The sequence below is a fragment of the Pantoea sp. CTOTU46764 genome, assembly GCF_031974595.1.
GTDB lineage: Bacteria > Pseudomonadota > Gammaproteobacteria > Enterobacterales > Enterobacteriaceae > Pantoea > Pantoea trifolii.
The window spans coordinates 55740-78793 of sequence record NZ_DALYOQ010000014.1; the positions used below are offsets into that span (position 1 = coordinate 55740).

General features: G+C 56.4%; 24 protein-coding genes. 12 read left to right on the forward strand and 12 right to left on the reverse strand.

Annotated features, from left to right (window positions below; all coding sequences use genetic code 11):
* Positions 1-20: 20 nt before the first annotated feature.
* The 5 genes from RTM06_RS07475 to nirB all read right to left on the reverse strand — a co-directional run bounded on the left by RTM06_RS07475 (position 21) and on the right by nirB (position 5649).
* Entirely contained in the window at positions 21-467 is a 447-nt protein-coding gene (locus RTM06_RS07475) for a hypothetical protein (protein ID WP_293795347.1), read from the reverse strand.
* A 75-nt stretch (positions 468-542) separates the two neighbouring features.
* Positions 543-1907, reverse strand: a complete 1365-nt coding sequence (cysG, locus tag RTM06_RS07480) for a siroheme synthase CysG (RefSeq protein ID WP_312181080.1) — start codon at positions 1905-1907, stop codon at positions 543-545.
* A 44-nt stretch (positions 1908-1951) separates the two neighbouring features.
* Positions 1952-2755: a nitrite transporter NirC gene (gene nirC, locus RTM06_RS07485; RefSeq protein ID WP_312181082.1), complete on the reverse strand. Its 804-nt coding sequence runs from the start codon at positions 2753-2755 to the stop codon at positions 1952-1954.
* Between the two features lie 30 nt (positions 2756-2785).
* Complete coding sequence (gene nirD, locus RTM06_RS07490; protein WP_256697656.1) at positions 2786-3112, reverse strand: nitrite reductase small subunit NirD; 327 nt, start codon at positions 3110-3112, stop codon at positions 2786-2788.
* Positions 3109-5649: a nitrite reductase large subunit NirB gene (gene nirB, locus RTM06_RS07495; protein ID WP_312181085.1), complete on the reverse strand. Its 2541-nt coding sequence runs from the start codon at positions 5647-5649 to the stop codon at positions 3109-3111. The genes nirD and nirB overlap by 4 nt, the downstream gene beginning before the upstream one ends.
* Before the next feature lie 235 nt (positions 5650-5884).
* Between nirB and RTM06_RS07500 the strand changes: the two genes are divergently transcribed.
* A complete protein-coding gene (locus RTM06_RS07500; RefSeq protein ID WP_312181087.1) occupies positions 5885-7168 on the forward strand; it encodes a cytosine deaminase in 1284 nt (427 codons plus the stop codon).
* 33 nt (positions 7169-7201) lie between these two features.
* Here RTM06_RS07500 and tsgA read toward each other — a convergent pair whose 3' ends face one another.
* Positions 7202-8380, reverse strand: coding sequence for an MFS transporter TsgA (gene tsgA / locus RTM06_RS07505; RefSeq protein WP_008101801.1), 1179 nt, complete (start codon positions 8378-8380; stop codon positions 7202-7204).
* A gap of 262 nt (positions 8381-8642) precedes the next feature.
* On the opposite strand from tsgA, the gene ppiA reads away from it, so the two are divergent.
* The 5 genes from ppiA (at position 8643) to RTM06_RS07530 (ending at position 11992) form a co-directional block, all read left to right on the forward strand.
* Positions 8643-9215, forward strand: a complete 573-nt coding sequence (gene ppiA / locus RTM06_RS07510) for a peptidylprolyl isomerase A (RefSeq protein WP_008101803.1) — start codon at positions 8643-8645, stop codon at positions 9213-9215.
* Positions 9216-9313: 98 nt separating this feature from the next.
* The gene (locus tag RTM06_RS07515) at positions 9314-9484 is read left to right on the forward strand and encodes a YhfG family protein (protein ID WP_256697652.1); all 171 of its coding nucleotides are present in this window, start codon (positions 9314-9316) and stop codon (positions 9482-9484) included.
* Positions 9474-10067, forward strand: coding sequence for a putative adenosine monophosphate-protein transferase Fic (locus RTM06_RS07520; protein WP_312181091.1), 594 nt, complete (start codon positions 9474-9476; stop codon positions 10065-10067). Before RTM06_RS07515 ends, RTM06_RS07520 begins: the two co-directional genes overlap by 11 nt.
* A gap of 41 nt (positions 10068-10108) precedes the next feature.
* A complete protein-coding gene (locus RTM06_RS07525) occupies positions 10109-10684 on the forward strand; it encodes an aminodeoxychorismate synthase component II (RefSeq protein ID WP_312181093.1) in 576 nt (191 codons plus the stop codon).
* Between the two features lie 87 nt (positions 10685-10771).
* Positions 10772-11992 carry an aspartate aminotransferase family protein gene (locus tag RTM06_RS07530; protein ID WP_312181095.1) on the forward strand — a complete coding sequence of 407 codons (1221 nt, stop codon included), beginning with the start codon at positions 10772-10774 and terminating at the stop codon, positions 11990-11992.
* Here the strand turns inward: RTM06_RS07530 and RTM06_RS07535 are convergent.
* Both RTM06_RS07535 and crp read right to left on the reverse strand, forming a co-directional pair.
* The gene (locus RTM06_RS07535; RefSeq protein ID WP_312181097.1) at positions 11989-14067 is read right to left on the reverse strand and encodes a YccS/YhfK family putative transporter; all 2079 of its coding nucleotides are present in this window, start codon (positions 14065-14067) and stop codon (positions 11989-11991) included. The two genes, RTM06_RS07530 and RTM06_RS07535, sit on opposite strands and share 4 nt — an antisense overlap.
* A 58-nt stretch (positions 14068-14125) precedes the next feature.
* Positions 14126-14758 carry a cAMP-activated global transcriptional regulator CRP gene (crp, locus tag RTM06_RS07540; protein WP_003852956.1) on the reverse strand — a complete coding sequence of 211 codons (633 nt, stop codon included), beginning with the start codon at positions 14756-14758 and terminating at the stop codon, positions 14126-14128.
* 304 nt (positions 14759-15062) lie between these two features.
* Between crp and RTM06_RS07545 the strand changes: the two genes are divergently transcribed.
* Positions 15063-15467 (forward strand): OsmC family protein, encoded by a 405-nt coding sequence (locus RTM06_RS07545; RefSeq protein ID WP_008101814.1) that lies wholly within the window; start codon positions 15063-15065, stop codon positions 15465-15467.
* Positions 15468-15518: 51 nt separating this feature from the next.
* Here RTM06_RS07545 and RTM06_RS07550 read toward each other — a convergent pair whose 3' ends face one another.
* From RTM06_RS07550 to RTM06_RS07560, 3 genes are all read right to left on the reverse strand, one after another.
* Entirely contained in the window at positions 15519-16388 is an 870-nt protein-coding gene (locus RTM06_RS07550) for a phosphoribulokinase (RefSeq protein ID WP_008101816.1), read from the reverse strand.
* Positions 16389-16449: 61 nt separating this feature from the next.
* A complete protein-coding gene (locus tag RTM06_RS07555; protein WP_256697647.1) occupies positions 16450-16668 on the reverse strand; it encodes a YheU family protein in 219 nt (72 codons plus the stop codon).
* Between the two features lie 2 nt (positions 16669-16670).
* The gene (locus RTM06_RS07560; protein ID WP_312181100.1) at positions 16671-17687 is read right to left on the reverse strand and encodes a hydrolase; all 1017 of its coding nucleotides are present in this window, start codon (positions 17685-17687) and stop codon (positions 16671-16673) included.
* A 60-nt stretch (positions 17688-17747) separates the two neighbouring features.
* Between RTM06_RS07560 and RTM06_RS07565 the strand changes: the two genes are divergently transcribed.
* A complete protein-coding gene (locus RTM06_RS07565; protein ID WP_008101822.1) occupies positions 17748-18350 on the forward strand; it encodes a LysE family translocator in 603 nt (200 codons plus the stop codon).
* A 1-nt stretch (position 18351) separates the two neighbouring features.
* Here RTM06_RS07565 and RTM06_RS07570 read toward each other — a convergent pair whose 3' ends face one another.
* Positions 18352-19332 (reverse strand): LacI family DNA-binding transcriptional regulator, encoded by a 981-nt coding sequence (locus RTM06_RS07570; RefSeq protein ID WP_256697645.1) that lies wholly within the window; start codon positions 19330-19332, stop codon positions 18352-18354.
* Positions 19333-19565: 233 nt separating this feature from the next.
* Between RTM06_RS07570 and tauA the strand changes: the two genes are divergently transcribed.
* The 4 genes from tauA to tauD are packed head-to-tail and all read left to right on the forward strand — an operon-like array spanning position 19566 to position 22985.
* On the forward strand, positions 19566-20546 hold the full coding sequence (gene tauA / locus RTM06_RS07575) for a taurine ABC transporter substrate-binding protein (protein WP_409455792.1): 981 nt from the start codon (positions 19566-19568) through the stop codon (positions 20544-20546).
* An 11-nt stretch (positions 20547-20557) separates the two neighbouring features.
* Positions 20558-21325, forward strand: a complete 768-nt coding sequence (gene tauB / locus RTM06_RS07580) for a taurine ABC transporter ATP-binding subunit (RefSeq protein WP_312181106.1) — start codon at positions 20558-20560, stop codon at positions 21323-21325.
* Entirely contained in the window at positions 21322-22149 is an 828-nt protein-coding gene (tauC, locus tag RTM06_RS07585) for a taurine ABC transporter permease TauC (protein WP_008101829.1), read from the forward strand. The genes tauB and tauC overlap by 4 nt, the downstream gene beginning before the upstream one ends.
* Complete coding sequence (gene tauD, locus RTM06_RS07590) at positions 22146-22985, forward strand: taurine dioxygenase (protein ID WP_312181108.1); 840 nt, start codon at positions 22146-22148, stop codon at positions 22983-22985. Before tauC ends, tauD begins: the two co-directional genes overlap by 4 nt.
* Positions 22986-23054: the final 69 nt, after the last annotated feature.

Sequence of the window (23054 nt, forward strand, 5' to 3'; positions counted from 1 at the left end):
TTTTTCCCCCCCGCCGTTTTTTATTTGATGCGATGTAACGCCAGTTCCGCGCCATCCCAGAACAAGCGGGCGTTACCGTCAGCCAGCACGCTGATCACCGCGCCTGGCGCAGGTCCCCACGCCTGATTGCCACAGCTCACATTGAAGCCATAACGGAATGTGAAATCACGATCCTGGCCTGCGCCATTGGCGGCGCTAAGACGTGGTTTAGCGTTGCAGTTATCGACGGAAGGATTGATGCTGCGCTCGGCTGTGCCGCGCGTCCAGGTTATCGCATTTGGCTTAAACGCCACGCGCGCGCCCATAAACTGCGGATCATTCTTGATATACAGTTGGCCGACTTCCTTCTTAGGCGTCACCGCCACCACTTGCCATTCACCCACCACGTTCGACCAGGTAACGGGTGCAGCGGTAGCAACCACGCTCAACGGCAATAACAACGCGCAAATCAGTGAAGCAACGCGCATGGAAACTCCTTATTAATGAGAAAGATGGCCTGTAGTCTGGCGACAAAGCGCAGCGCTGTACAGTTTTTTGCCGTGTCAGAACCAGCATAACTGTGAACGCAGTTCCACTACGCGACCAACAATAATCAGAGCCGGACTGGCAAACTGCTGCGCCAGCGTGGCCAGTTCCGCCAGTGTTGCGGTCTCTACGCGCTGCTGCGGCGTGGTACCGTTCTGCACAATCGCTACCGGCATCGCGGCATCCATGCCGTGCTGTAACAGCTGCTGCTGGATTTCCGGCGCCTGCGCCAGCCCCATATAGAACACCAGCGTTTGCTGTTCTGCGGCCAGCTTGCGCCACTCGATTTCGCCATGCTGCTGCAAATGACCGGTGACGAAACGCACGCTCTGCGCGTGGTCGCGATGCGTCAGCGGAATGCCGCTGTAGGCGGAGCAGCCCGAGGCGGCCGTAATACCCGGCACCACGCTAAAAGGGATGTGGTGCTGCGCCAGCAGTTCCAGCTCTTCACCACCGCGGCCGAAGATAAAGGGATCGCCGCCTTTTAGTCGCACTACGCGCTTGCCGCTCTGCGCCTGCTCAAGTAAAACCTGGTTGATCTGCGATTGCGGTACGCAGTGATTGCCGGCTTGTTTGCCGACAAAGACGCGCTCCGCATCGCGGCGGACCAGATTGAGAATCGGCTCGGAGACTAAGCGGTCATACACCACCACATCGGCCTGCTGGATATGCTGCAAGCCTTTCAGCGTCAGCAGCCCCGCATCGCCCGGCCCGGCGCCCACCAGCACCACTTCGCCTTGCTGCGACAGCGGCGCATCGAACAGGGTTTCGACGATGTGTTCCGCGCGTGGCCGATCGCCATTCGCCAGGGTTTGCGCCAGCCGGTCGCTGACGAAGAAGCGCTCCCAGAAGGCGCGCCGCTGTGCCATGCTGTCAAAGGTACGTTTCACGCGATTGCGCAGCGATCCGGCTAATGACGCTAACTCACCAAGATGTTGTGGCAGCATCGCTTCAAGTTTTTCGCGCAGTAAACGCGCCAGCACCGGCGCGCGACCGCCAGACGACACGGCAATCATCAGCGGCGAACGATCGATAATCGATGGCATTATCGCGCTGGCTTCCTGCGGTGCATCCACCAGATTGCAGAAGATACGACGCAACTCAGCCGCATCCCCAACCTGCTGATTAACCGCATCATCATCGGTGGCGGCAATCACCAGCCAACACTCTGCGAGCCAGCGTTCATCAAACGCGCCGGGTAATAAGGTCACCTTTCCTTGTTGTGCCCACTGCTGAAAAGCGGGGGAAAAATCCAGCGCGCCAACCTGCAAATCGGCACCAGCGTCCAGCAGCAAACGCGCCTTACGTTCTGCTACATCGCCACCGCCCACCAGCAAACAGCGTTTGCCTTGCAGGCGGCAAAACAGCGGAAAGTAGTCCATAGCTCATCCTGAAAAAAGCCCGCGTAAGGCGGGCTGAAAAAGTGTTATGCCGTTTTGAGCGGCGCGGCTTGCGCTTCGGCCTGCGGGCGCTGCGCCTGCGGTGTGGCGTACCAATAACCGAGGCCCATCAGCACCATGCCGGAGAACATATTGCCCAGCGTCACCCACAGCAAATTGTGGCCGATGCCGCTCATTGTGAAGTCCGCATTATGCTGACCAAACCACGACAGCGCAAAGACCGTCATATTGGCAATCGAGTGTTCGTAGCCGGAAGCGATAAACGCCAGCAAACACCACCAGATAGCGATGAACTTCGCCGTGCCTTCGGTACGCACCGCCATCCAAATCGCCAGACAAACCAGCCAGTTACAGAGCGCGCCTTTAAAGAACAGCGCCATGGCTGTCTGCGTGGTTTTCGCCAGCGCCGCGCTGTGCAGCAGCGATCCGGCATTCGGCAGCAGCGGACCTGCCGCATAGTAATAAATCAGTGCGACCAATACTGAACCGACAAGATTACCGAGCCAGGTTTGCGGCAGCACGCACCACATCTGACCTTGCTTGATGCTGCCCGCTTTTACGCCGATGGTCAGGAACATGGTGTGGCCGGTGAACAACTCCGAACCGGCGATGATCACCAGCGTTAAGGCGATACCGAAGGTCGCGCCCATTAGCAGCGGACGATAAGCCGGTTCGACCAGATTGCCGAGCGTAAAGATCAGGATAATCGCCAGGCCAACATAGGCGCCCGCCATCGCCGAGCTGATCCAGAAGGCCAGCGGGCTGTGCTGCGCGGTACGCACAATGCGCGCCGCGTTGGCGGCGCATTTATTCAGGGTGTCAGTAAACATAGTGACGTCTCATAAAGTGAAGGAATGCAGTCAGGCGCAGATCTCAACCTTGCCATCGCTCACGCGCACTGGATAGCTCGCCACCGAGCGCGCTTCGTCTTCCAGACAAAGGCCATCGCTCAGGCGGAAGCGCTGTTTTTTCAGCGGACTTGCCACCCAAAGCGCCTGCTGGTGCTCGGCAATCAGGCCGCGTGACAACACGCTGGCCTGGGCGAAAGGATCGATATTGCTTAAGGCGTAGAGTTGCTCATCGTCACGCGGACGGAAGATAGCAATTTGCTGGCCGTTGATCAGCGCGCATACGCCGGTCGCAGGCAGAATTTGGCTGAGTTCACACACCGAATGCCACTGGCTCATGCGTCGATCTCCTCAATCAGAGTGATTGCAATGCGCTCGGCGGGTTGCGCCGGACGATGCTGATCGCGTTGGTTGATATGCTGTACCAGCGGATCGCGCCGATCGCTGTTGATAAAGGTATTGAAGTGCGACTGCTGCTGTGGGTTTTGTACCGTTGCGGTCCACTCACATTCCACCGCCGCACGCAGACGCGCCAGCTCGGTTTCCAGCTGTGTATTCAGGCCGAGTTTGTCATCGATAATCACGCTGCGCAGATAGTCGATGCCGCCGTCCATGCTTTCCAGCCACAGCGAGGTGCGCTGCAAGCGGTCGCCGGTGCGGATGTAGAACATCATGAAGCGATCGAGGTAGCGCAGCAGCGTATCGCGATCGAGATCGGCGGCCAGCAAATCGGCGTGACGTGGCTTCATGCCGCCGTTGCCGCAGACATACAGGTTCCAGCCTTTCTCGGTGGCGATGATGCCAACGTCTTTGCCCTGCGCTTCGGCGCATTCACGCGTGCAGCCGGAGACGCCAAACTTCATCTTGTGCGGGGTGCGAATGCCTTTGTAGCGATGCTCCAGCTCAATGCCGAAGCCGAGGCTGTCGCCCACGCCAAAGCGGCACCAGACGCTGCCGACGCAGGTTTTCGCCATGCGCAGCGCTTTGGCATACGCTTGTCCGGTTTCAAAACCGGCATCGATCAGCTGCGTCCAGATAGCCGGCAGATCGTCGCGCTGCGCACCAAACAGGCCAATACGCTGCGAGCCGGTGATCTTGGTGTAGAGATTGTACTGGCGCGCCACGGCGCCAATCGCCATCAATCCTTCCGGCGTGATTTCGCCGCCGGCCGAACGCGGGATCACCGAGTAAGTGCCATCTTTCTGGATATTGCCGAGGAACAGGTCGTTGCTGTCCTGCAGCGGCGCGAGCTGTGGCTTCAGCACATATTCATTCCAGCAGGACGCCAGCAGCGAACCGACCGTCGGTTTACACACCTCGCAGCCGTAGCCCTGACCATATTTCGCCAGCAGCGCGTCGAATGATGTGATCTCTTCCACGCGAATCAGGTGATACAGCTCCTGACGCGAATAGGGGAAGTGCGCACACAAATGATTGTTAACTTCGATGCCCTGACGGCTCAGTTCAGCGTTCAGTACCTGAGTAATCAACGGAATGCAGCCGCCGCAGCCGGTTCCGGCGCGGGTTTCGGTTTTCAGCGCCGCAACGGTGTGGCAACCGCCTTGCACCGCTTTAACGATATCGCCTTTGCTGACGTCGAAGCAGGAGCAGATTTGCGCGCTGTCCGGCAGCGCATCAGCGCCCATCACCGGTTTCTCGCCGCTGCCCGCGGGCAGGATCAGCAAGGCCGGATTCTCCGGTAACGCGATGTTATTCAGCGCCAGCTGCAGCAGATTGCCGTAATCGCTGGTGTCACCGACTAACACTGCGCCGAGCAGCGTGCGGTTATCTTCGCTAACGATCAGCCGCTTATAGATATTTTTCTGCTCGTCGAGCCACACGAAGCTGCGCGCGCCCGGCGTGCGGCCATGCGCATCACCAATGCCACCGACATCAACGCCCAGCAGTTTCAGCTTGGCGCTCATATCCGCGCCCGCAAACGCATTATCGCGGCCAACCAACCGGTCGCTGGCGACCTGCGCCATTTTGTAGCCTGGCGCGACTAAACCATAAATACGGTTCTGCCAGGCGGCACACTCACCAATCGCAAAGATGTGCACATCGCTGGTCTGGCAGTGATCGTCGATGGCGATACCGCCGCGTGCGCCCAGCTGCAGGCCGCACTGTTTGGCCAGCTTGTCCTGCGGGCGGATGCCGGTGGAGAAGACGATGAAATCGACCTCCAGCGCGCTGCCGTCAGCAAATTCCAGCGTTTTGCCGCCTTGTGGATGATGGACGATTTGCTGGGTGTTTTTGCCGGTGTGAACGAACACGCCCATCTGCTCAATCTTACGGCGCAGCTGTTCACCGCCTTGAGGATCAAGCTGTTCCGCCATCAGCACCGGTGCGAACTCAATGACGTGGGTTTCGACGCCGAGATTTTTCAGTGCGCCTGCTGCTTCCAGCCCTAGCAGGCCGCCGCCAATCACCGCGCCGCGTTTGCTGCGACGTGAACAGGCTTCAATGGCGTTGAGATCTTCAATGGTGCGATAGACATAGCAATCGCTGCCTTCCGCGCCTGTGATTGGCGGAATCCACGGATAAGAGCCGGTGGCGAAAATCAGCGTGTCGTAATGCACCGCGCGACCGGTATTCGAGTGAATCAGTTTTTCGTCGCGGTTGATGGTGATGGCGCGTTCGCCAAGCAGCAGATTAACCTGATGCTTTTCATAATAACCTTCGCGAACCAGCGAGAGTTCTTCGGCGGTGTGATGGGAAAAATAGGCGGAAAGGTGGACGCGGTCATAGGCGACGCGGGGCTCTTCACAGAAAACGGTTATCGCAAACTCACTGGATTGATCTTTGTCGATAAGTTCTTCTATAAAGCGGTGGCCGACCATGCCGTTGCCAATAATAACGACACTGTGCTTGCTCATGCTTGCCTCAAAAATTGCGGTATCTGCGCCTACCTTAACGCGGCGCTTTTGACGCTTATTGATGTACATCAAGCGCGCCCCTATATACCTATTTTGAGGTATGTAGCTGATTTTGAACGAATTAGTTAAGTGGCTTATTTGTTTGGTTATTGTTCTGGTCGCCATAAATAACGACCCTACGTTGTTTTCCCTTTTTCATGCTAGCTTTAGGCTTTGCGTTTAACAGGAGTACGGCATGGCAAACCCGTCACTGAAGTGGATCAACAACCTGCGCTTAGCGGGCCAGCAGGGCTTGTGGCAGATCGAAATCGATAACGGCAAGATTGCGCAGATTCGCCCGCAGCCGCCGCAAACCGTAGCGCAGCCGGACGCGCTGGATGCGCAGGGCGGACTGGCGAGCGCGCCATTTATTGAGCCGCATATTCATCTCGACACCACGCAAACCGCCGGCGAACCCGCCTGGAACCAATCCGGCACGCTGTTTGAAGGCATCGAACGCTGGGCGGAGCGCAAAGCGTTGTTGAGCCGTGACGATGTGAAACAGCGCGCGCAACAGACCTTGAAGTGGCAAATTGCCAACGGTATTCAGCATGTGCGTACTCACGTGGATGTCTCCGATCCCACGCTCACCGCGTTAAAGGCGATGCTGGAAGTGAAAGCGGAAATGGCGCCGTGGATCGATATCCAGATTGTGGCGTTTCCGCAGGAAGGCATTCTCTCTTATCCCAACGGTGAAGCGTTGCTGGAAGAGGCGCTGCGCATGGGCGCGGATGTGGTGGGCGCGATTCCGCACTACGAATTCACCCGCGAATACGGCGTGGAGTCGCTGCATAAAACCTTTGCGCTGGCTAATCGCTACGATCGGCTGGTGGATGTGCACTGCGACGAGATCGACGATGAGCAGTCGCGCTTTGTGGAAACCGTGGCGGCGCTGGCGCACCGTGATGGCAATGGTGAGCGCGTCACCGCCAGTCATACCACGGCGATGCACTCCTACAACAATGCCTATACGTCGCGGCTGTTCCGTCTGCTCAAGCTTTCTAACATCAACTTTGTTGCCAATCCGCTGGTGAATATCCATCTGCAAGGGCGCTTTGATAGCTATCCAAAACGTCGTGGCATCACGCGAGTGAAAGAGCTGCTGGAAGCAAACATCAACGTCTGTTTCGGGCACGATGATGTGTTCGATCCCTGGTATCCGCTCGGCACTGCCAGCATGTTGCAGGTGCTGCATATGGGATTGCATGTTTGCCAGTTGATGGGCTACGAGCAGATTGATAATGGCTTGCAGCTGATCACCGCGAACAGCGCCAAAACCATGCAGCTGGCGAATTACGGTATTGAGGCGGGTAATGACGCCAGTTTGATTATTCTGCCGGCGGAGAGTGGATTTGATGCGGTGCGGCGTCAGGTGCCGGTACGTTATTCAGTGCGGAAAGGCGTGTTGGTGGCAGCGACGCAGCCCGCCAGCAGCGAGATCTATTTAGCAGAAAAAGAAGCGGTAACCTTCAAACGTTGAGGAGCAGGGCGGACCGAAGTCCGCCCGTCAGACTTAGTGCGTTACGTGGCCGTGCTGGCGATGTTTGGTGACAAAGCCAAGCAGAACACACATCACAAACACCACGGCGTACAAACCGTTAGCGGTAGAGAGCGCGGCATGTGCGCCACCTTGCGCCACGATTGGGCCGGTTACTACGAATGTCAGCATGGTGCCGACGGTGCCGCAGGTCAGGATGAAGTTCACCAGCTTCGGTGAAGAGACTTTGGTTTGCAGCGATCCCAGCGTGATGATGGTGGTGTAAATCGCGCTTGAGCTGAAGCCCAGCGTCATGATGATCCAGTGCAGCATGCTGGCGTCTTTAGAGGTGACGAACCAGTACATCAAACCGGTTGCCAGTGCGGCCAGCACCATCAGGATGCGTTGCAGATCGAAGAAGCGCAGCACGAAGCTGAACACCCACATGCCGACCATGTACGCGGTCCAGAAGTTACCCACTAGCTGACCGGCGGCGGCGATATCCATGCCCATCGATTTGGTGGCGTATTCCGGCACCCATGAAATAAAGCCGAGCTGGCCGAGGATGTAGCACAGCGCCGCAATCGACAGGAACAACACGCCGATGCCCCATTTCTCTTTCTCAACGCCTGGCTTAGCGGCTTCGCTTTTCAGTACCGGGAACTCAATGAACAGCGTCAGCACAAAGATGGCGACATAAATGATACCGATGCAGGCGTACACCCAATACCACGGCAGCGCGCGCGCCAGCAGAATACCGGCGATGATCGGGAAGATGGTGCCCGCCATGCTGAAGAACGAATCGGTAAACAGCAGACGTGCGCCACGCTGACGGCCATCGTACAGATGAGTGATCAGGAAAGTACCGATCGACATGGTGATGCCGCTCACCACGCCGAGAATGAACATGCACAGCGAGAAAACGGTGAGATCGTGGCTGGTCATCAGACCCGCAACGGCGAGAATCATCAGCACAAAGCCAAAGATCAGCTGGCGCTTCAACGGCACAATCACCATCAGCCAGGCGTTCAGGAACACCGACACCAAAATGCCCGCATTAAGGAATGTGAAGGTGTTGCTCATTTCTGAAATAGGGCGCTGGAAATACTGCGCGATATTGTCCAGCACCATACCGGTAACGATCACCAGTGCGCCAGTGAGCGCATAGGAGAAATAGCTAATCCAGGTAAGGCCAATGCGATTACGGTTTGTCATGTTCTGAACCTGTTAAGCGCCGAGATTGGCAAAAAGTGTCATGAATTGTAAGTGTTGCTGTGATCTTAATAAACAACGAGTGTAACAAGGCGGAAATATTTCATTGAGAGTGTGATTTTCGTCACGCAAATGATTGCGTGGCGGCAAAAGTATGACAATAGCAACATCCGCGTAAATATCGGTAAAACGCTGGCTCTTGGATCACATGCTCTTTACAATCAATCTCGTTTTTGAGCTAGCTCTCCATGGTAAGGAATCTTTCATGCTTAAACGTACTTTGACAGCGGCGGTTGCCCTGTTAGCGCTCTCTTCTGTATCTTCTGCCGCGCTTGCCGCAAAAGGGGATCCACATGTGCTGCTCACCACCTCTGCGGGCAATATTGAACTTGAGCTGAACAACCAGAAAGCCCCGGTTTCGGTGAAAAACTTCGTTGATTACGTCAATAATGGTTTTTACAACAACACCATTTTCCACCGCGTGATCCCTGGTTTTATGATTCAGGGCGGCGGTTTCACTACCGATATGCAGCAGAAGCAAACGGTAGCGCCGATCAAGAACGAAGCCGACAACGGCTTGCGTAATCTGCGCGGCACCATTTCGATGGCGCGTACCGCAGATAAAGATAGCGCCACCAGCCAGTTCTTCCTCAACGTAGCCGACAACGCCTTCCTCGATCACGGTCAGCGTGATTTCGGTTATGCGGTGTTTGGTAAAGTTGTGAAAGGCCAGGATGTGATCGACAAGATTGCGCAGGTCCCGACTAAAGATGTCGGTCCGTACCAAAATGTGCCGTCAAAACCGATTGTTATCCTCTCCGCCAAAGTCCTGCCTTAATTCTGAAACGCGCCGTTTTTCACTGGCGCGCCATTTGCTCTCCGGCAAAGCAAAAAATTGCTGCTTATACTTAGGGCTCACTGCTTGCCGGAGGCGCTATGACTAGCAAACTCACTGAGAAACAGAAAGCCACTTTGTGGCAGCAGCGCCGTGCTGCGAGCTACCAATCCAGCTGTCGACTGGCCGGATATTCCTATAGTGAAGCTCTTATCGATGCCGAACATGCTGAGGAGCGACTTGAGTCGCTGAGGAGGCAATATGGTGGATAACAGCTTAGCAATACGCGATCCCTATTTGTGGCACAACGACAATGTGTTGAAGAATCGCCTCGATATTCATGATGAAGCCCAATTGCGTAAAGCGGAACTGGCGTTCAGCGCCGCGCGCCTGGCGACATTAGAACTTGGCCAGCGCAGCATCGGTTTGCCACGTCTTTGCCATATTCATCGCACGCTGTTTCAGGATCTCTACAGCTGGGCAGGAGAATTGCGCACCATCGATATCTGGCGCGATGAAACGCCGTATTGTCATTGCGAATATATCGAGAAAGAAGGCAATACGCTGATGCAGGCGCTGGAGGAAGAGCGCGGCCTGGCTAACCTTGAGCAGGAAGCGTTCGTGGCGCGTATCGCACATTATTACTGTGAGATCTTCGTGCTGCATCCGTTCCGCGCCGGCAATGGCCGCGCGCAGCGCATCTTCTTCGAACAGTTGGCACTGCATGCCGGTTATCAGCTTTCCTGGGAAACGCTCGAACGCGATGCGTGGCGCGCTGCGATCTCGGCGGGCGTTGCGGGCGATCTGGCACCGCTTACCGCGCAGTTTGCGAAAGTGGTGAGCCCGGCGAACTAAAATAGGTAGAATAGCGCCGCTTTTACTGGCCTGAGGGCGCTATGCTGCTGCTAATCGATAACTACGACTCCTTCACCTGGAATCTCTACCAGTACTTTTGCGAACTGGGCGCGGAGGTGCGCGTGGTGCGTAACGACGCCATTACGCTGGATGAGATGCAAGCGCTGCCGCTGACGCATCTGGTGATTTCGCCGGGTCCGTGTACGCCGGATCAGTCTGGCATCTCGCTCGCGGCGATTCGCCATTTCGCCGGGCACGTGCCGATGCTCGGCGTTTGCCTTGGGCATCAGGCGATTGCACAAGCCTATGGCGCGCAGGTGGTACGCGCGCGCCAGGTGATGCACGGCAAAACCTCCCTGATCCAGCACACCAACCAAGGTGTGTTTCGCGATCTGAATAATCCGCTGATCGTGACGCGCTATCACTCATTGATTGTGGCGCGCGATACGCTGCCCGCTGAGTTTGAAGTCACCGCGTGGACCCTGCGCGACGGCCAGCCGGATGAGATCATGGGTTTCCGCCATCGCACTTTGCCGCTGGAAGGCGTGCAGTTCCATCCGGAAAGCATCCTCAGTGAGCAAGGGCATCAGCTACTGGCTAATTTCCTCAACGCGTAACTTATGTTTGCCTTCGTGTGATTATTTATGCATATTTTGTGATTATATTTTCACATTAGCTCAACAAATAACCCGATGAGGTCATCAATGGCAGCGGAAAAACTAGCGGTAACCCGGGAAACGTTCGATAACGTTATTTTGCCTGTTTATGCACCTGCGCAGTTTGTGCCGGTAAAAGGTAAAGGCAGCCGAGTGTGGGATCAGCAGGGCAAAGAGTATATCGATTTCTCTGGCGGCATCGCGGTGACTGCATTGGGCCATTGTCATCCGGCGCTGGTGGAAACGCTGAAAACCCAGGGCGAAACCTTGTGGCACACCAGCAACGTGTTCACCAACGAACCAGCGCTGCGTCTGGCGAGTAAACTGATTGCCGCGACCTTTGCCGATCGGGTGTTTTTCGGTAACTCCGGCGCGGAAGCCAACGAAGCAGCATTCAAGCTGGCGCGTTATTACGCCTGCAAAAAACACAGCCCGTTCAAAAGCAAAATTATCGCCTTCCATAACGCCTTCCACGGCCGCACGCTGTTCACCGTGTCGGTTGGCGGCCAGCCGAAATACTCCGATGGCTTCGGTCCAAAACCGGCGGATATCGTGCATGTGCCGTTCAACGATCTCGATGCGGTAAAAGCGGTAATTGACGATCACACCTGCGCCATCGTGGTCGAGCCGATTCAGGGCGAAGGCGGCGTAATGCCGGCCACGCCAGAGTTTATGCAAGGTCTGCGCGCGCTGTGCGATGAACACAATGCGCTGCTGGTGCTGGATGAAGTGCAGAGCGGCATGGGACGTAGCGGCAAACTGTTTGCGTATGAACATTACGGTATCAAGCCCGATATCCTCACCACCGCCAAAGCGCTGGGCGGCGGTTTCCCGGTGAGTGCGATGTTGACCACCAACGAAATCGCCTCGGTGATGGCGCCGGGCGTTCACGGTACCACTTACGGCGGCAACCCGCTGGCCTGTGCCATCGCTGAAACGGCGCTGGATATCATCAACACGCCAGAAGTACTGGAAGGCGTTGAAGCACGTCGTCAGCAGTTCGTTGAAGCGCTGCAAGCCATCGACAGCAAATTCGCTATCTTCAGCGAGATTCGTGGCAAAGGGCTGCTGATTGGTGCCGCGCTGAAGCCGCAGTTCGCCAGCAAAGCGCGTGACATCCTCAACGCTTCCGCAGCGGAAGGGCTGATGATTCTCACCGCCGGTACCGACGTGATCCGTTTTGTGCCGTCGCTGGTGATTGAACCTACCGATATCGCCGAAGGCATGACGCGTTTCGCCAGCGCGATTGAAAAGGTGCTGGCCGCTTAATTCGCTTTTGGACGTAACACCTTGAGCCAGCGGCCATGATGCGGTCGCTGGCTCCACGCCAGCGAAGAGATGGTGTGCATCACGTTGAGGTGCTGCAAAATCCGCTTCACATGCTGTTCGACAATCGTCACCGGCCCTTCATTGAGATTCTCCGGCGCTTCCAGAATATTGCTGTCGTTGCCCGGCCCATCATACGCCAGTCGCTGCTGACAACGCTGCAGCGCGATTTCACAGGATTGCAGATAACGTTCCGCCAGCTTGGCCGTCAACATGGTGTGCTCACGCGCCAGAATCGTCATGGCGTTAATATGCTCGACGATGAACTGACTGTGCGTAACCCACATGCGCATATCTTTCAGGTATTGCAGGTTAAAGCCCGGCTCGCTCGATGCCTGGTTCAATGAGTTGAACAGCGCGTTGTGCGCCTGATTAACCTTCATGCGCTGATAAGCCAGTTTCTCCGGCGACTGTTCAGGTCCTAACAACAGTCGCAGCGCTTCCTGATAGGCTTCCAGCGCATCGTGCGCGTTCTTGCGCAGCAGTCCGCTTTGCCACTGTGGCCACAGCCAAATCATCCCGGCGAAGGCAATCAGGCAGCCCATCAAGGTATCCATCATGCGCGGCAGCAGAAACTGTGCGCCGTTGAGCGACAGCAGCTGCAGCGAATACACCGCCGTAACGGTAAAGCCAATCATCGACCAGCCGTAATATTTCCGCGTGATCAGATAACTCGCCAGCGTGATCCCTAGCATAAACAGCAGCGTGATCGATTCCGGCACCGCCAGCTGGAGCGACGCGGCGGCGATCAGCAATCCGGCAAAAGTGCCCAGCGCACGGTGCTGGATGCGCACGCGCGTCGCGCTGTAACCGTTCTGGCTGACGAACATGATGGTCATCAGAATCCAGTAAGGTTTGGGAATGTTGAAGAACAGCGCCAGCGCGCTGCCAAACATCAGCATCACGGCAAAGCGTGCCGCGGTGCGTAACGCGGTGGATTTGAATGACAGATAACTGCGCAGCGCGGGTAACAGCGGCAAACGGCGCTGGCGATCGGCCATCAGGTCACGCGTGTAGAGCGGCTTCTGCGTACGCAACACGCGGGCGATGCGGCTGAAGTGATACAGGCAGAAGTTGCCGACCGGGTTATCCGGATGCTGGCGCGCAATTTTCTCCAACGCGCCGAGCTGTTTCTCCATATGAAAACGGTCTGGCAGCTGATGGTAGAGAATTGCATCCGCCAGCACGCGCAGTCGCGCCGAGATGATTTTGGCGTTCCAGCGAATCACCGCTTCGGCGTGGCTCTCTTCAACCAGCTTCTGCACCTCTTCCGGCTGATGCAAACTCACCGAGATGTGTTCCTGTAAATCCAGCGCCACCTGGAAAGCGCGCGTCAGGCGTTTGTGGCTGTTATCGCGACTGGCCGACAGCATATGCATTTGCTGGTAGCAGGTGGTGATGAGATCGACCGCCTTTTGCTGACGTGCCAGCAACGGTGGCAGCGCTTTTTCCGGATCGGTCAGCTGCGTCAGTAAGGTGTATTTGGCATCGCAGTAATCCGCCAGCTCGCGGAACAGCAGGCTGAGCGACTCGCGCATCGGCTGCTCTTTCCACAGCCAGAACCAGAACCAGTTGAATAAGCCGTACCACAGCGTGCCGCCAATGTAGAGCAGCGGCGGCACCCACATCGGCATGCGTCCAACCAGGCTGAGCGTGAAAATGGCGGCAATCAAAGTCGCGGGCAGCAATCGTGCATGCAGCGGGCCGATTTCGCCGGTCACGCCAATCAGCAGCGGCAACGCCAGCAAAATCAGCGGCAGCGGAACCTGATAAGCGGTGAGGATTTGCATCAGGAAACTGCCGGTGGCAAACAGCGAACCCCCCACAATCAGGCGTTTGAAGAAGCGTTTGTGCGGCGTATCCAGACCCGCCATGTTGCAGCAGGCCGGCACTAACGAGAACAGCAGCCCTTTTTGCAGATCGCCAAACAGCCAGCCGAGAGCCACAGGCAGGCACAGCACCAGCGTTTGCCGCAGCGCATAGTTAACTTCGGGATGATAGATGATTCGACGCCACATCAGCTCATCGCAAATAGAAACGGCGCGATGTTGCCATCACGCCGTGGGTGAGAAGAAATTAGCGGGTGCCGTAAACGACGATGGTTTTACCGTGTGCAGAGATCAGGTTCTGATCTTCCAGCATTTTCAGGATACGACCCACGGTTTCGCGTGAGCAGCCCACGATCTGACCAATCTCCTGACGGGTGATTTTGATTTGCATCCCGTCTGGGTGAGTCATCGCATCTGGCTGTTTGGCCAGATTTAGCAGCGTTTGCGCGATACGTCCGGTGACATCGAGGAAGGCAAGGTTGCCCACTTTCTCAGATGTCACTTGCAGACGACGCGCCATTTGCGACGAAAGTCGCATTAAAATATCCGGGTTTACCTGAATCAGCTGACGGAATTTTTTGTATGAAATTTCAGCCACTTCGCAGGCAGACTTCGCACGTACCCAGGCACTACGTTCCTGGCCTTCTTCGAAAAGACCGAGTTCGCCGATGAAATCTCCCTGATTGAGGTAGGAGAGAATCATCTCTTTGCCTTCTTCATCTTTAATCAGTACCGCTACGGAACCTTTTACGATGTAGTACAGCGTTTCCGCTTTCTCACCCTGATGGATGAGCGTGCTTTTGGATGGATATTTGTGAATATGGCAATGGGACAGGAACCATTCGAGTGTAGGGTCTGTTTGCGGTTTGCCGAGAACCATTCGCTATTATCCTCTGTTGTAATCGTGCCCAAAACACAGGGGGCATTTTTCCCTGTCAGGCGGTTTAATCGTCGAGCGTTTCCAGTAAAGGAAAAATTATTCCGGGTGGACTCTTAAGCTACGCTTTTGATTCTTCCGGCCTTCGTCTGTGATGACGAAAATATTTTCAGCACTGTTTGTAGCACAGCTTTTGCGAGCTGTCTTGTGTTGTCTCGCTTCAGCACAAGGGGGATTACTCTGGATTGCTGTTTGTCAGGTGAAAGCGTACTCTGGCGGCAAAACCGCCGCTTCAGGAGAGAGAATAATGCAGGCACGAGTGAAATGGGTGGAAGGTCTTACCTTTCTCGGAGAATCCTCATCTGGCCATCAGGTATTAATGGACGGTAATTCCGGTGATAAAGCGCCAAGTCCAATGGAGATGGTGCTGATGGCCGCGGGCGGCTGTAGCGCCATTGATGTGGTGTCGATCCTGCAAAAAGGGCGCAGCGATGTGGCGGATTGCGAAGTGAAACTCACTTCAGAACGCCGTGAAGAAGCGCCACGCATTTTTACCACCATCAACCTGCATTTTATCGTCAGCGGCAAAGCGTTGAGCGATAAAGCGGTTGCGCGCGCGGTTGACCTGTCAGCGGAAAAATATTGCTCGGTGGCGATCATGCTGGGTAAAGGCGTGGAAATTACCCACAGCTATGAGGTTGTCGAGTTGTAATCGGTCGTAGGGGAGGCATTCATGCCTCCCTTTTCACCGCCCGCACCAAACCTATTCAATCCGCTTCCCTTCAATCAGTCGCTGTACCAGCGGCAGCATAATCAGCTCCATCGCCAATCCCATTTTGCCGCCCGGCACCACCAGGGTATTGATGTGGGAAATAAACGATCCCTGAATCATCGCCAGCAGATAGGGGAACGCGATGCCTTCCAGGCCACGGAAATGAATCACCACGAAGCTTTCGTCGAGCGAGGGAATTTCGCGGGCGGCAAACGGATTTGAGGTATCAACGGTCGGCACGCGCTGGAAGTTAATGTGGGTGCGCGAGAACTGCGGCGTGATGAAGTTAATGTAATCCTCCATCGAACGTACCACCGAATCCATTACTGCTTCGCGTGAATGGCCGCGCTCGCCGGTGTCACGCACTAGCTTCTGAATCCACTCAAGGTTAACAATCGGCACCACACCAACCAGCAGATCGACATGCTCCGCCACATTTTGCTGCTGCGTCACCACGCCGCCGTGCAAACCTTCATAAAACAGCACATCGGTGTTTTCCGGCAGCGGCTGCCACGGCGTGAACGTGCCCGGCACCTGATTCCACGGCACCGCTTCATCGTAGGTGTGCAGATATTTGCGTGATTCGCCGAGGCCGGTTTGACCGTAATGTTTGAACGTCTGCTCTAATAGACCGAAATCATTGGCTTCCGGGCCGAAGTAGCTGATATGGCGACCGAGATCGCGTGCTTTGCGGATCGCCATGTCCATTTCCGGACGCGTGAAGCGATGGAAACTGTCGCCTTCGAGTTCCGCCGCATGCAGGTTCAGCTGCTGGAAAATCTTACGGAAGGCGAGGCTGGTGGTGGTGGTTCCGGCGCCGCTGGAACCGGTGACGGCAATAATTGGATGCCTGGCTGACATAACAGAGCTCCCTGTGAAGTCCGGCGATGAGCATTGTTACCACGAATTGCCGCGGGGTGCATCAGCCGCGAAATTCACCCTTCGGCATAATATTGATCGATTCATGCAGTTCCGACCACACCAGCACCACGTCGCCGCGCTCCAGCTGGCGGCGCACGTCGGCGACTTTTTGCAGCAAACTGCGTTCCTGCTCGCCGTAATCGGTGCCTTCGCGTAACACGAAGGTTTCAATCAGATTTTCCAGCGTCTCCGCTTCGAGTTGTTGCCAGGGAATAATCACTATTACACATCCAGATAAGTTGAGAGCCAGTCGGGCACGCGTTGTTCCAGCCACATTTTCGGTTTAAGCAAGGTGCCGCCGACAAAGCCGACATGGCCACCTTGCTGCGTCAGCTGATACTGAATGGAGGCTGACAGCTGGTCAGGTTGCGGGATCACGGCATCAGTCATAAAGGGATCATCCTGCGCATGAATGATCAGCAGCGGTTTACGCACGCCAGTGAGCAGCGGCATCGCGCTGGCTTGTTGATAATAGTCGCTGGCGTCAATAAAACCGTGCGCACGTGCCGTTATGGCATCATCGAATTCGCGTAAGCGGCGGAAAGCGCGTAACTGGCTGAGATCGACCGGCAGCGTGCCGGGCCAGGCGTGCAGTTTGCGCGTAGCGTTCTTTTTTAGCCGCGTCAGCAAATAGTGCTGATAGAAGCGAGAAAAGCCAACATCCAATTTGCCGCTGCACGGTTCCAGTGCCAGTGGCGCTGAGATGGCGATGCCGGCATCAATCGGCACATCGTGACCTCGCTGACCCAGCAGGCAAGCGAGCATGTTGCCGCCCAGCGAAACGCCGACTGCAGCGGTCGGCACGCTGCCCCATTCACGCTGCAGCCAGTTAAGGAAGTAGGTGGCATCTTCGGTTTCACCGGAGTGATAGATGCGCTTCAAGCGATTAGGCTCGCCGCTGCAGCCGCGAAAGTGCATCACCACCGCCAGCCAGCCGCGCGCCTGACACGCCTGCATCAGGCCATGCGCATACGGGCTGCGAAAGTTGCCTTCCAGGCCGTGAAACATCACCATGCGCGGCTTGTGACGTGCCTGCGCCGGATCTTCGCTCCACGCTAAATCGACAAAATCGCCGTCCGGCAGGTCAAGACGCTGCCAGTGCGGACGCAACGTGACGCGGCGGCGCAGAATACGCGGCAGCAGTGTTTGCAAATGCGCGTTACTGAATCCGCGCAGGGGGGTAAAGCGCTCGCCGCCGGGGCGATCAAAATAGCTTGGGTAAAGGCTTGTCTGATGCATAAGTCGCTGATAGCTTCGATGGGTTGTTCGCTTTACTGGGTGAGGAGCACCCGAATATACATGGAACTGAGTCTTTTTTTATCAATGTTAGGTTTTCTTTGGGTCGCGGCCATCACGCCCGGGCCCAATAATATGTTACTTACCGCCTCGGGTGCTAATTTTGGCTTCCTGCGCACCATACCGCTGCTCATTGGTATCATGATTGGTATGCAAGTCATGTTGCTGATGGTGGCATTTGGCATCGGCGGTCTCATCCTGCTTTATCCCTCGCTGCATCTGATTCTGAAGATTGCCGGTAGCCTTTATCTGCTGTGGCTGGCGTGGAAAATCGCCAGCGCCGAGTATGAAAAGCTGGAAACCGATGATGTGACGGTGAAGCAGATGCCGTTCTGGCAAGGCGGCTTGCTGCAGCTGATCAACCCGAAAGCCTGGCTCATGGCCCTCGGCGCGGTGGCCAGCTTCAGCCTGGCAGGCAGCGAATATCTGCATTCGGTGCTGGCCATTAGCCTCGGCATGTTCATGGTGAACGTGGTTTCTGGGGTGATCTGGATGGGCTTTGGCTCGCTGATTGGACGTCTGCTGCGCAGCCCGCGCGCGTGGAAAATGTTCAATCTGGCGATGGGCTTGCTCACCGCCGCGTGCGTATTGCTGATTTGGCGCTGAGTTAACTGGAAGCGCGTTCAACGCGCTTCCACGGCAACACTTCATGAACCACCGACGAGTTGGGTTGGCGGATGCGTTGGACCAGCAGCTGTACGCTGCGCGCGCCCATGCGATTCATCGGTTGCTCAATCGTCGTCAGCGGTGGATTCAAACTGCTGGTAAAGTTGATGCCATCAAATCCTACCACCGCTAAATCTTCCGGCACGCGCAAGCCCGCCTCCAACGCCGCGTGTATTACGCCAACCGCCAACACATCTGATACCGCGAATACCGCATCCGGCCGTTCCGGCTGCGTCAGCAGTTCGCGCAATGCCGCACTACCCGCTTCGCAGGTGATATTCTCGGCGTAGGCCACACCGCACCAGCTGAGATCCAGCTGCTCCAGCGCCGCACGATATCCCTCTTCACGCTTATGTGAATAGAGGTAACGCATATCACAGTTCACCAGCGCAATGCGGCGTCGGCCTTTGCTCGCCAGATAACGCACGGTTTCGCAAGCCGCTTCTTCATTATCAATCGCCACACTTGAGGCGGCGATCGCCGGATCGTATTCGGCACACTGAACCCAAGGCGCATCGCCAATCAATTCTTTCAACTCTTGCAGGGTACTGGCGGCATCCATGGTGATCACGCCATCCACCACTTTGCCACTCAGTAGCGCAATGTAAGCCGCTTCGCGTCGCAATTGCGATCCTGAGTTACACAGCAGAATGTGGTAACCCTGCGCTTCCGCTTCGGCTTCAATGCCCTGAACCACGCGTGAGCAGAACGGATTGGTGATGTCGGGAATCAGCACTAACAGCATATGGCTTTGTGAGGTGCGCAGCTGGCGCGCCAGTAAGTTGGGTTGATAGTCGCAGATGTCGATGGCCGCCAGCACTTTGGCGCGCGTATCCGGGCGCACGCCGGGATTCTGGTTCAAAACCCGTGAAACGGTGGCTTTGGACACACCAGCCAGGTGTGCGACTTTCTCAATCGACATGGATTCAAGACCGTAAGTAAAAAGTGAAAAATGAGATGTCTATCAATATCACAGCTGCCATGTGAGCGCGTGACATATTTTCCGATTTCCCTTCTCTTTCCATTTGCACTTTCTGCATAGCCTTGCCCGATGTTGATCTAAGAACCGATCGTCATTAGGGATAATTTTTAATTCCTTTGTGAAATTACTCTTGCTGGAGAAACTGCGCAGACAAAAACACATTGGGGTGAATGATGATGGCGATGAAAAAAACAATAACGGCGGTCGCAGCGGCTCTGGCCCTGATGGCGTTCCAGGCGCAAGCGGTCAACGTTACCGTGGCGTATCAGACCTCGGCGGAACCAGCCAAAGTGGCGCAGGCGGATAATACCTTCGCCAAAGAGAGCGGTGCTACCGTCGACTGGCGCAAATTTGATAGCGGAGCCAGCGTGTTGCGTGCTCTGGCATCGGGCGACGTCCAGATTGGTAATATCGGTTCCAGCCCGCTGGCGGTCGCCGCCACGCAAAAGCTGCCGATTGAAGCTTTCCTGCTGGCCTCACAGCTCGGTAACTCCGAAGCGCTGGTGGTGAAGAAGACCATCAAAGATCCTAAAGACCTGATTGGCAAGCGCATCGCCGTGCCGTTCATCTCGACTACGCACTACAGCTTCCTCGCTGCGCTCAAGCATTGGGGCATCAAGCCTTCGCAAGTGACCTTAGTCAACCTGCAGCCACCGGCGATTATTGCCGCCTGGAAACGCGGTGACATCGACGGCGCTTACGTCTGGTCTCCGGCGGTCAACGAGCTGGAGAAAGATGGCAAGGTGCTGACGGACTCTTCGCAGGTCGGCAAGTGGGGCGCGCCAACGCTTGATGTGTGGGTGGTGCGTAAAGACTTTGCGCAGCAGCATCCAGAAATCGTCACCGCCTTTGCCCGCAGCGCCGTTGAAGCGCAGCAAGCTTACATTGCCAATCCAGATCAATGGCTGAAGCAGTCAGACAACCTGAGCAAGCTGGCGCGCCTGAGTGGTGTACCCGAAGCGGATGTGCCGGTGCTGGTGAAAGGCAACACGTACCTCACCGCGCAGCAGCAGGTGGAGCAGCTCGGCAAGCCGGTGAACAAGGCGATTGTCGATACTGCCGGCTTCCTGAAAGAGCAGGGCAAAGTGCCAGAAGCGGATAGCGATTACAGCAGCTTCGTCACCACGCGCTTCGTTGCACCCTTAGTGAAATAACCGGAGGCCGTATGCTTAACATCACCCATCTCAATGCGCGTTACGCCGGACAACCCGCGCTGCAGGACATCAACCTGCAGCTGGGCAGCCGAGACCTGCTGGTGGTGTTAGGTCCCTCCGGCTGTGGCAAAACCACGCTGCTGAACCTCATCGCCGGCTTTCTGCCGCTGGAATCTGGCAGCATTACGCTGGATGGCAAAGCGGTAAAAGGGCCGGGCGCTGAGCGCGGCGTAGTGTTTCAAAATGAAGGATTGCTGCCGTGGCGCAACGTGATCGATAACGTTTCGTTCGGTTTGCAACTGGCGGGAATGGCGAAGGCGGAGCGCCATACCATTGCACGCCGTTTGATCCGTAAAGTAGGACTGGAAGGTGCAGAGCAGCGTTTTATCTGGCAGCTCTCTGGGGGTCAACGTCAGCGCGTGGGCATTGCGCGTGCGCTGGCGGCTGATCCTCAGTTGCTGCTGTTAGATGAGCCGTTCGGTGCACTGGACGCCTTTACCCGCGAACAGATGCAAACCTTGTTGCTGACGCTGTGGCGTGATACCGGCAAACAGATTCTGCTGATCACTCACGACATCGAAGAAGCGGTGTTCCTCGCCAGCGAACTGGTGCTGCTGTCGCCGGGACCGGGCCGCGTGGTCGAGCGTTTGAAACTCGACTTCGGCCAGCGCTTCGCCGCCGGGGAAGCGTGCCGCAGCATCAAATCCGATCCGGCGTTTATCGAACGTCGCGAATATGTACTGAATCAGGTGTTTTCCCAGCGAGAGGCGTTTATATGAGTGCGGTGATTGATGAGAAAACCCAAGCGCGTCGTCGCGGATTGCGCTGGCCGTTCTCGCGCCAGTTCTCACTCAGCCTGCTCAGCGTTGGCCTGTTGCTGCTGTTGTGGTGGGCGATAACTGCGCTCGGCTTAGTGGCACCGCTGTTTTTACCGCCGCCGCAAGTGGTGTTGCAGAAGCTGATTTTGATTGCCAGCCCGCAAGGCTTTATGGACGCCACGCTTTGGCAGCATCTGGGTGCCAGCCTGGCGCGCATGCTGGTGGCGCTGTTCTTTGCCGCGCTGATTGGCATTCCGGTCGGCATCGCCATGGGCCTCAGCCCGGCGATTCGCGGCTTGCTTGATCCGCTGATCGAACTTTATCGCCCGGTGCCGCCGCTGGCTTATCTGCCGCTGATGGTGATCTGGTTTGGCATCGGCGAAACCTCGAAGATTTTACTGATTTATCTGGCGATTTTCGCGCCGGTGACCTTATCGACGCTGGCCGGTGTGAAGAATGCCCAGCAGGTACGGATTCGCGCGGCACAGGCGTTGGGCGCATCGCGCTGGCAGCTGCTGCGCTTTGTGATTCTGCCTGGCGCGCTGCCGGAAATCCTCACCGGCTTGCGCATTGGTCTCGGCGTAGGTTGGTCAACGCTGGTGGCGGCGGAACTGATTGCCGCTACGCGTGGACTCGGCTTTATGGTGCAGTCGGCCGGTGAGTTCCTCGCCACCGACGTGGTGCTGGCCGGGATTGCCGTGATTGCCCTGATTGCTTTTGGCTTAGAACTGGGTCTGCGCGCTTTGCAGCGCCGACTGACGCCCTGGAATGGAGAACAGCAATGAACGAACGACTTTCTTTTACCGCTCTGGGCCCGCATATCGGGGCGCAGGTTAGCGATGTCGATCTCAGCCGTCCGCTGAGCGATGCCCAGTTTGAACAGCTTTATCATGGCCTGCTGCGCCATCAGGTGCTGTTCCTGCGCAATCAGGTGATTAGCCCGGAACAGCAGCGCGCGCTGGCGATTCGCTTTGGCGATCTGCATATCCATCCGGTCTATCCGCATGCGGAAGGCGTGGAAGAGATCATCGTGCTGGATACGCATCAGGATAATCCGCCGGATAACGACAACTGGCACACCGATGTCACCTTTATTCAAACGCCACCGGCAATTGCGATTCTGGCGTCCAAACTGCTGCCGGAGAGCGGCGGCGATACCTTGTGGTCAACCGGCATTGCGGCTTATGAAGCGCTTTCTGAGCCGTTTAAAACGCTGTTGAATGGGCTGCAGGCGGAGCACGACTTTAAGAAGTCATTCCAGGAGTACAAATACCGTAAAACCGAGGAAGAGCATCAACGCTGGCAGCAAGCGGTGGCCAAAAATCCACCTGTGCAGCATCCGGTGATTAGTACGCATCCGGTGAGCGGACGCAAGGCGCTGTTTGTGAATGAAGGGTTTACCACACGTTTGCTGGGCTTAAGCGAAAAAGAGAGCGATGCGCTGCTTAACTTCCTGTTCTGGCATAGCGCCAAACCGGAGTTCCAGGTGCGCTGGCGCTGGCAGGAGAATGATGTGGCGATCTGGGATAACCGCGTGACGCAGCATTATGCCAATGCGGATTATTATCCGGCGCGAAGAGTGATGCATCGTGCGACGGTGTTGGGGGATAAGCCGTTTTAAGTTGGATGGTGCACGCTGTCCCCCATCCCGGCCTTCCCCCGTAAACGGGGGAAGGAGACGCCGCCACAT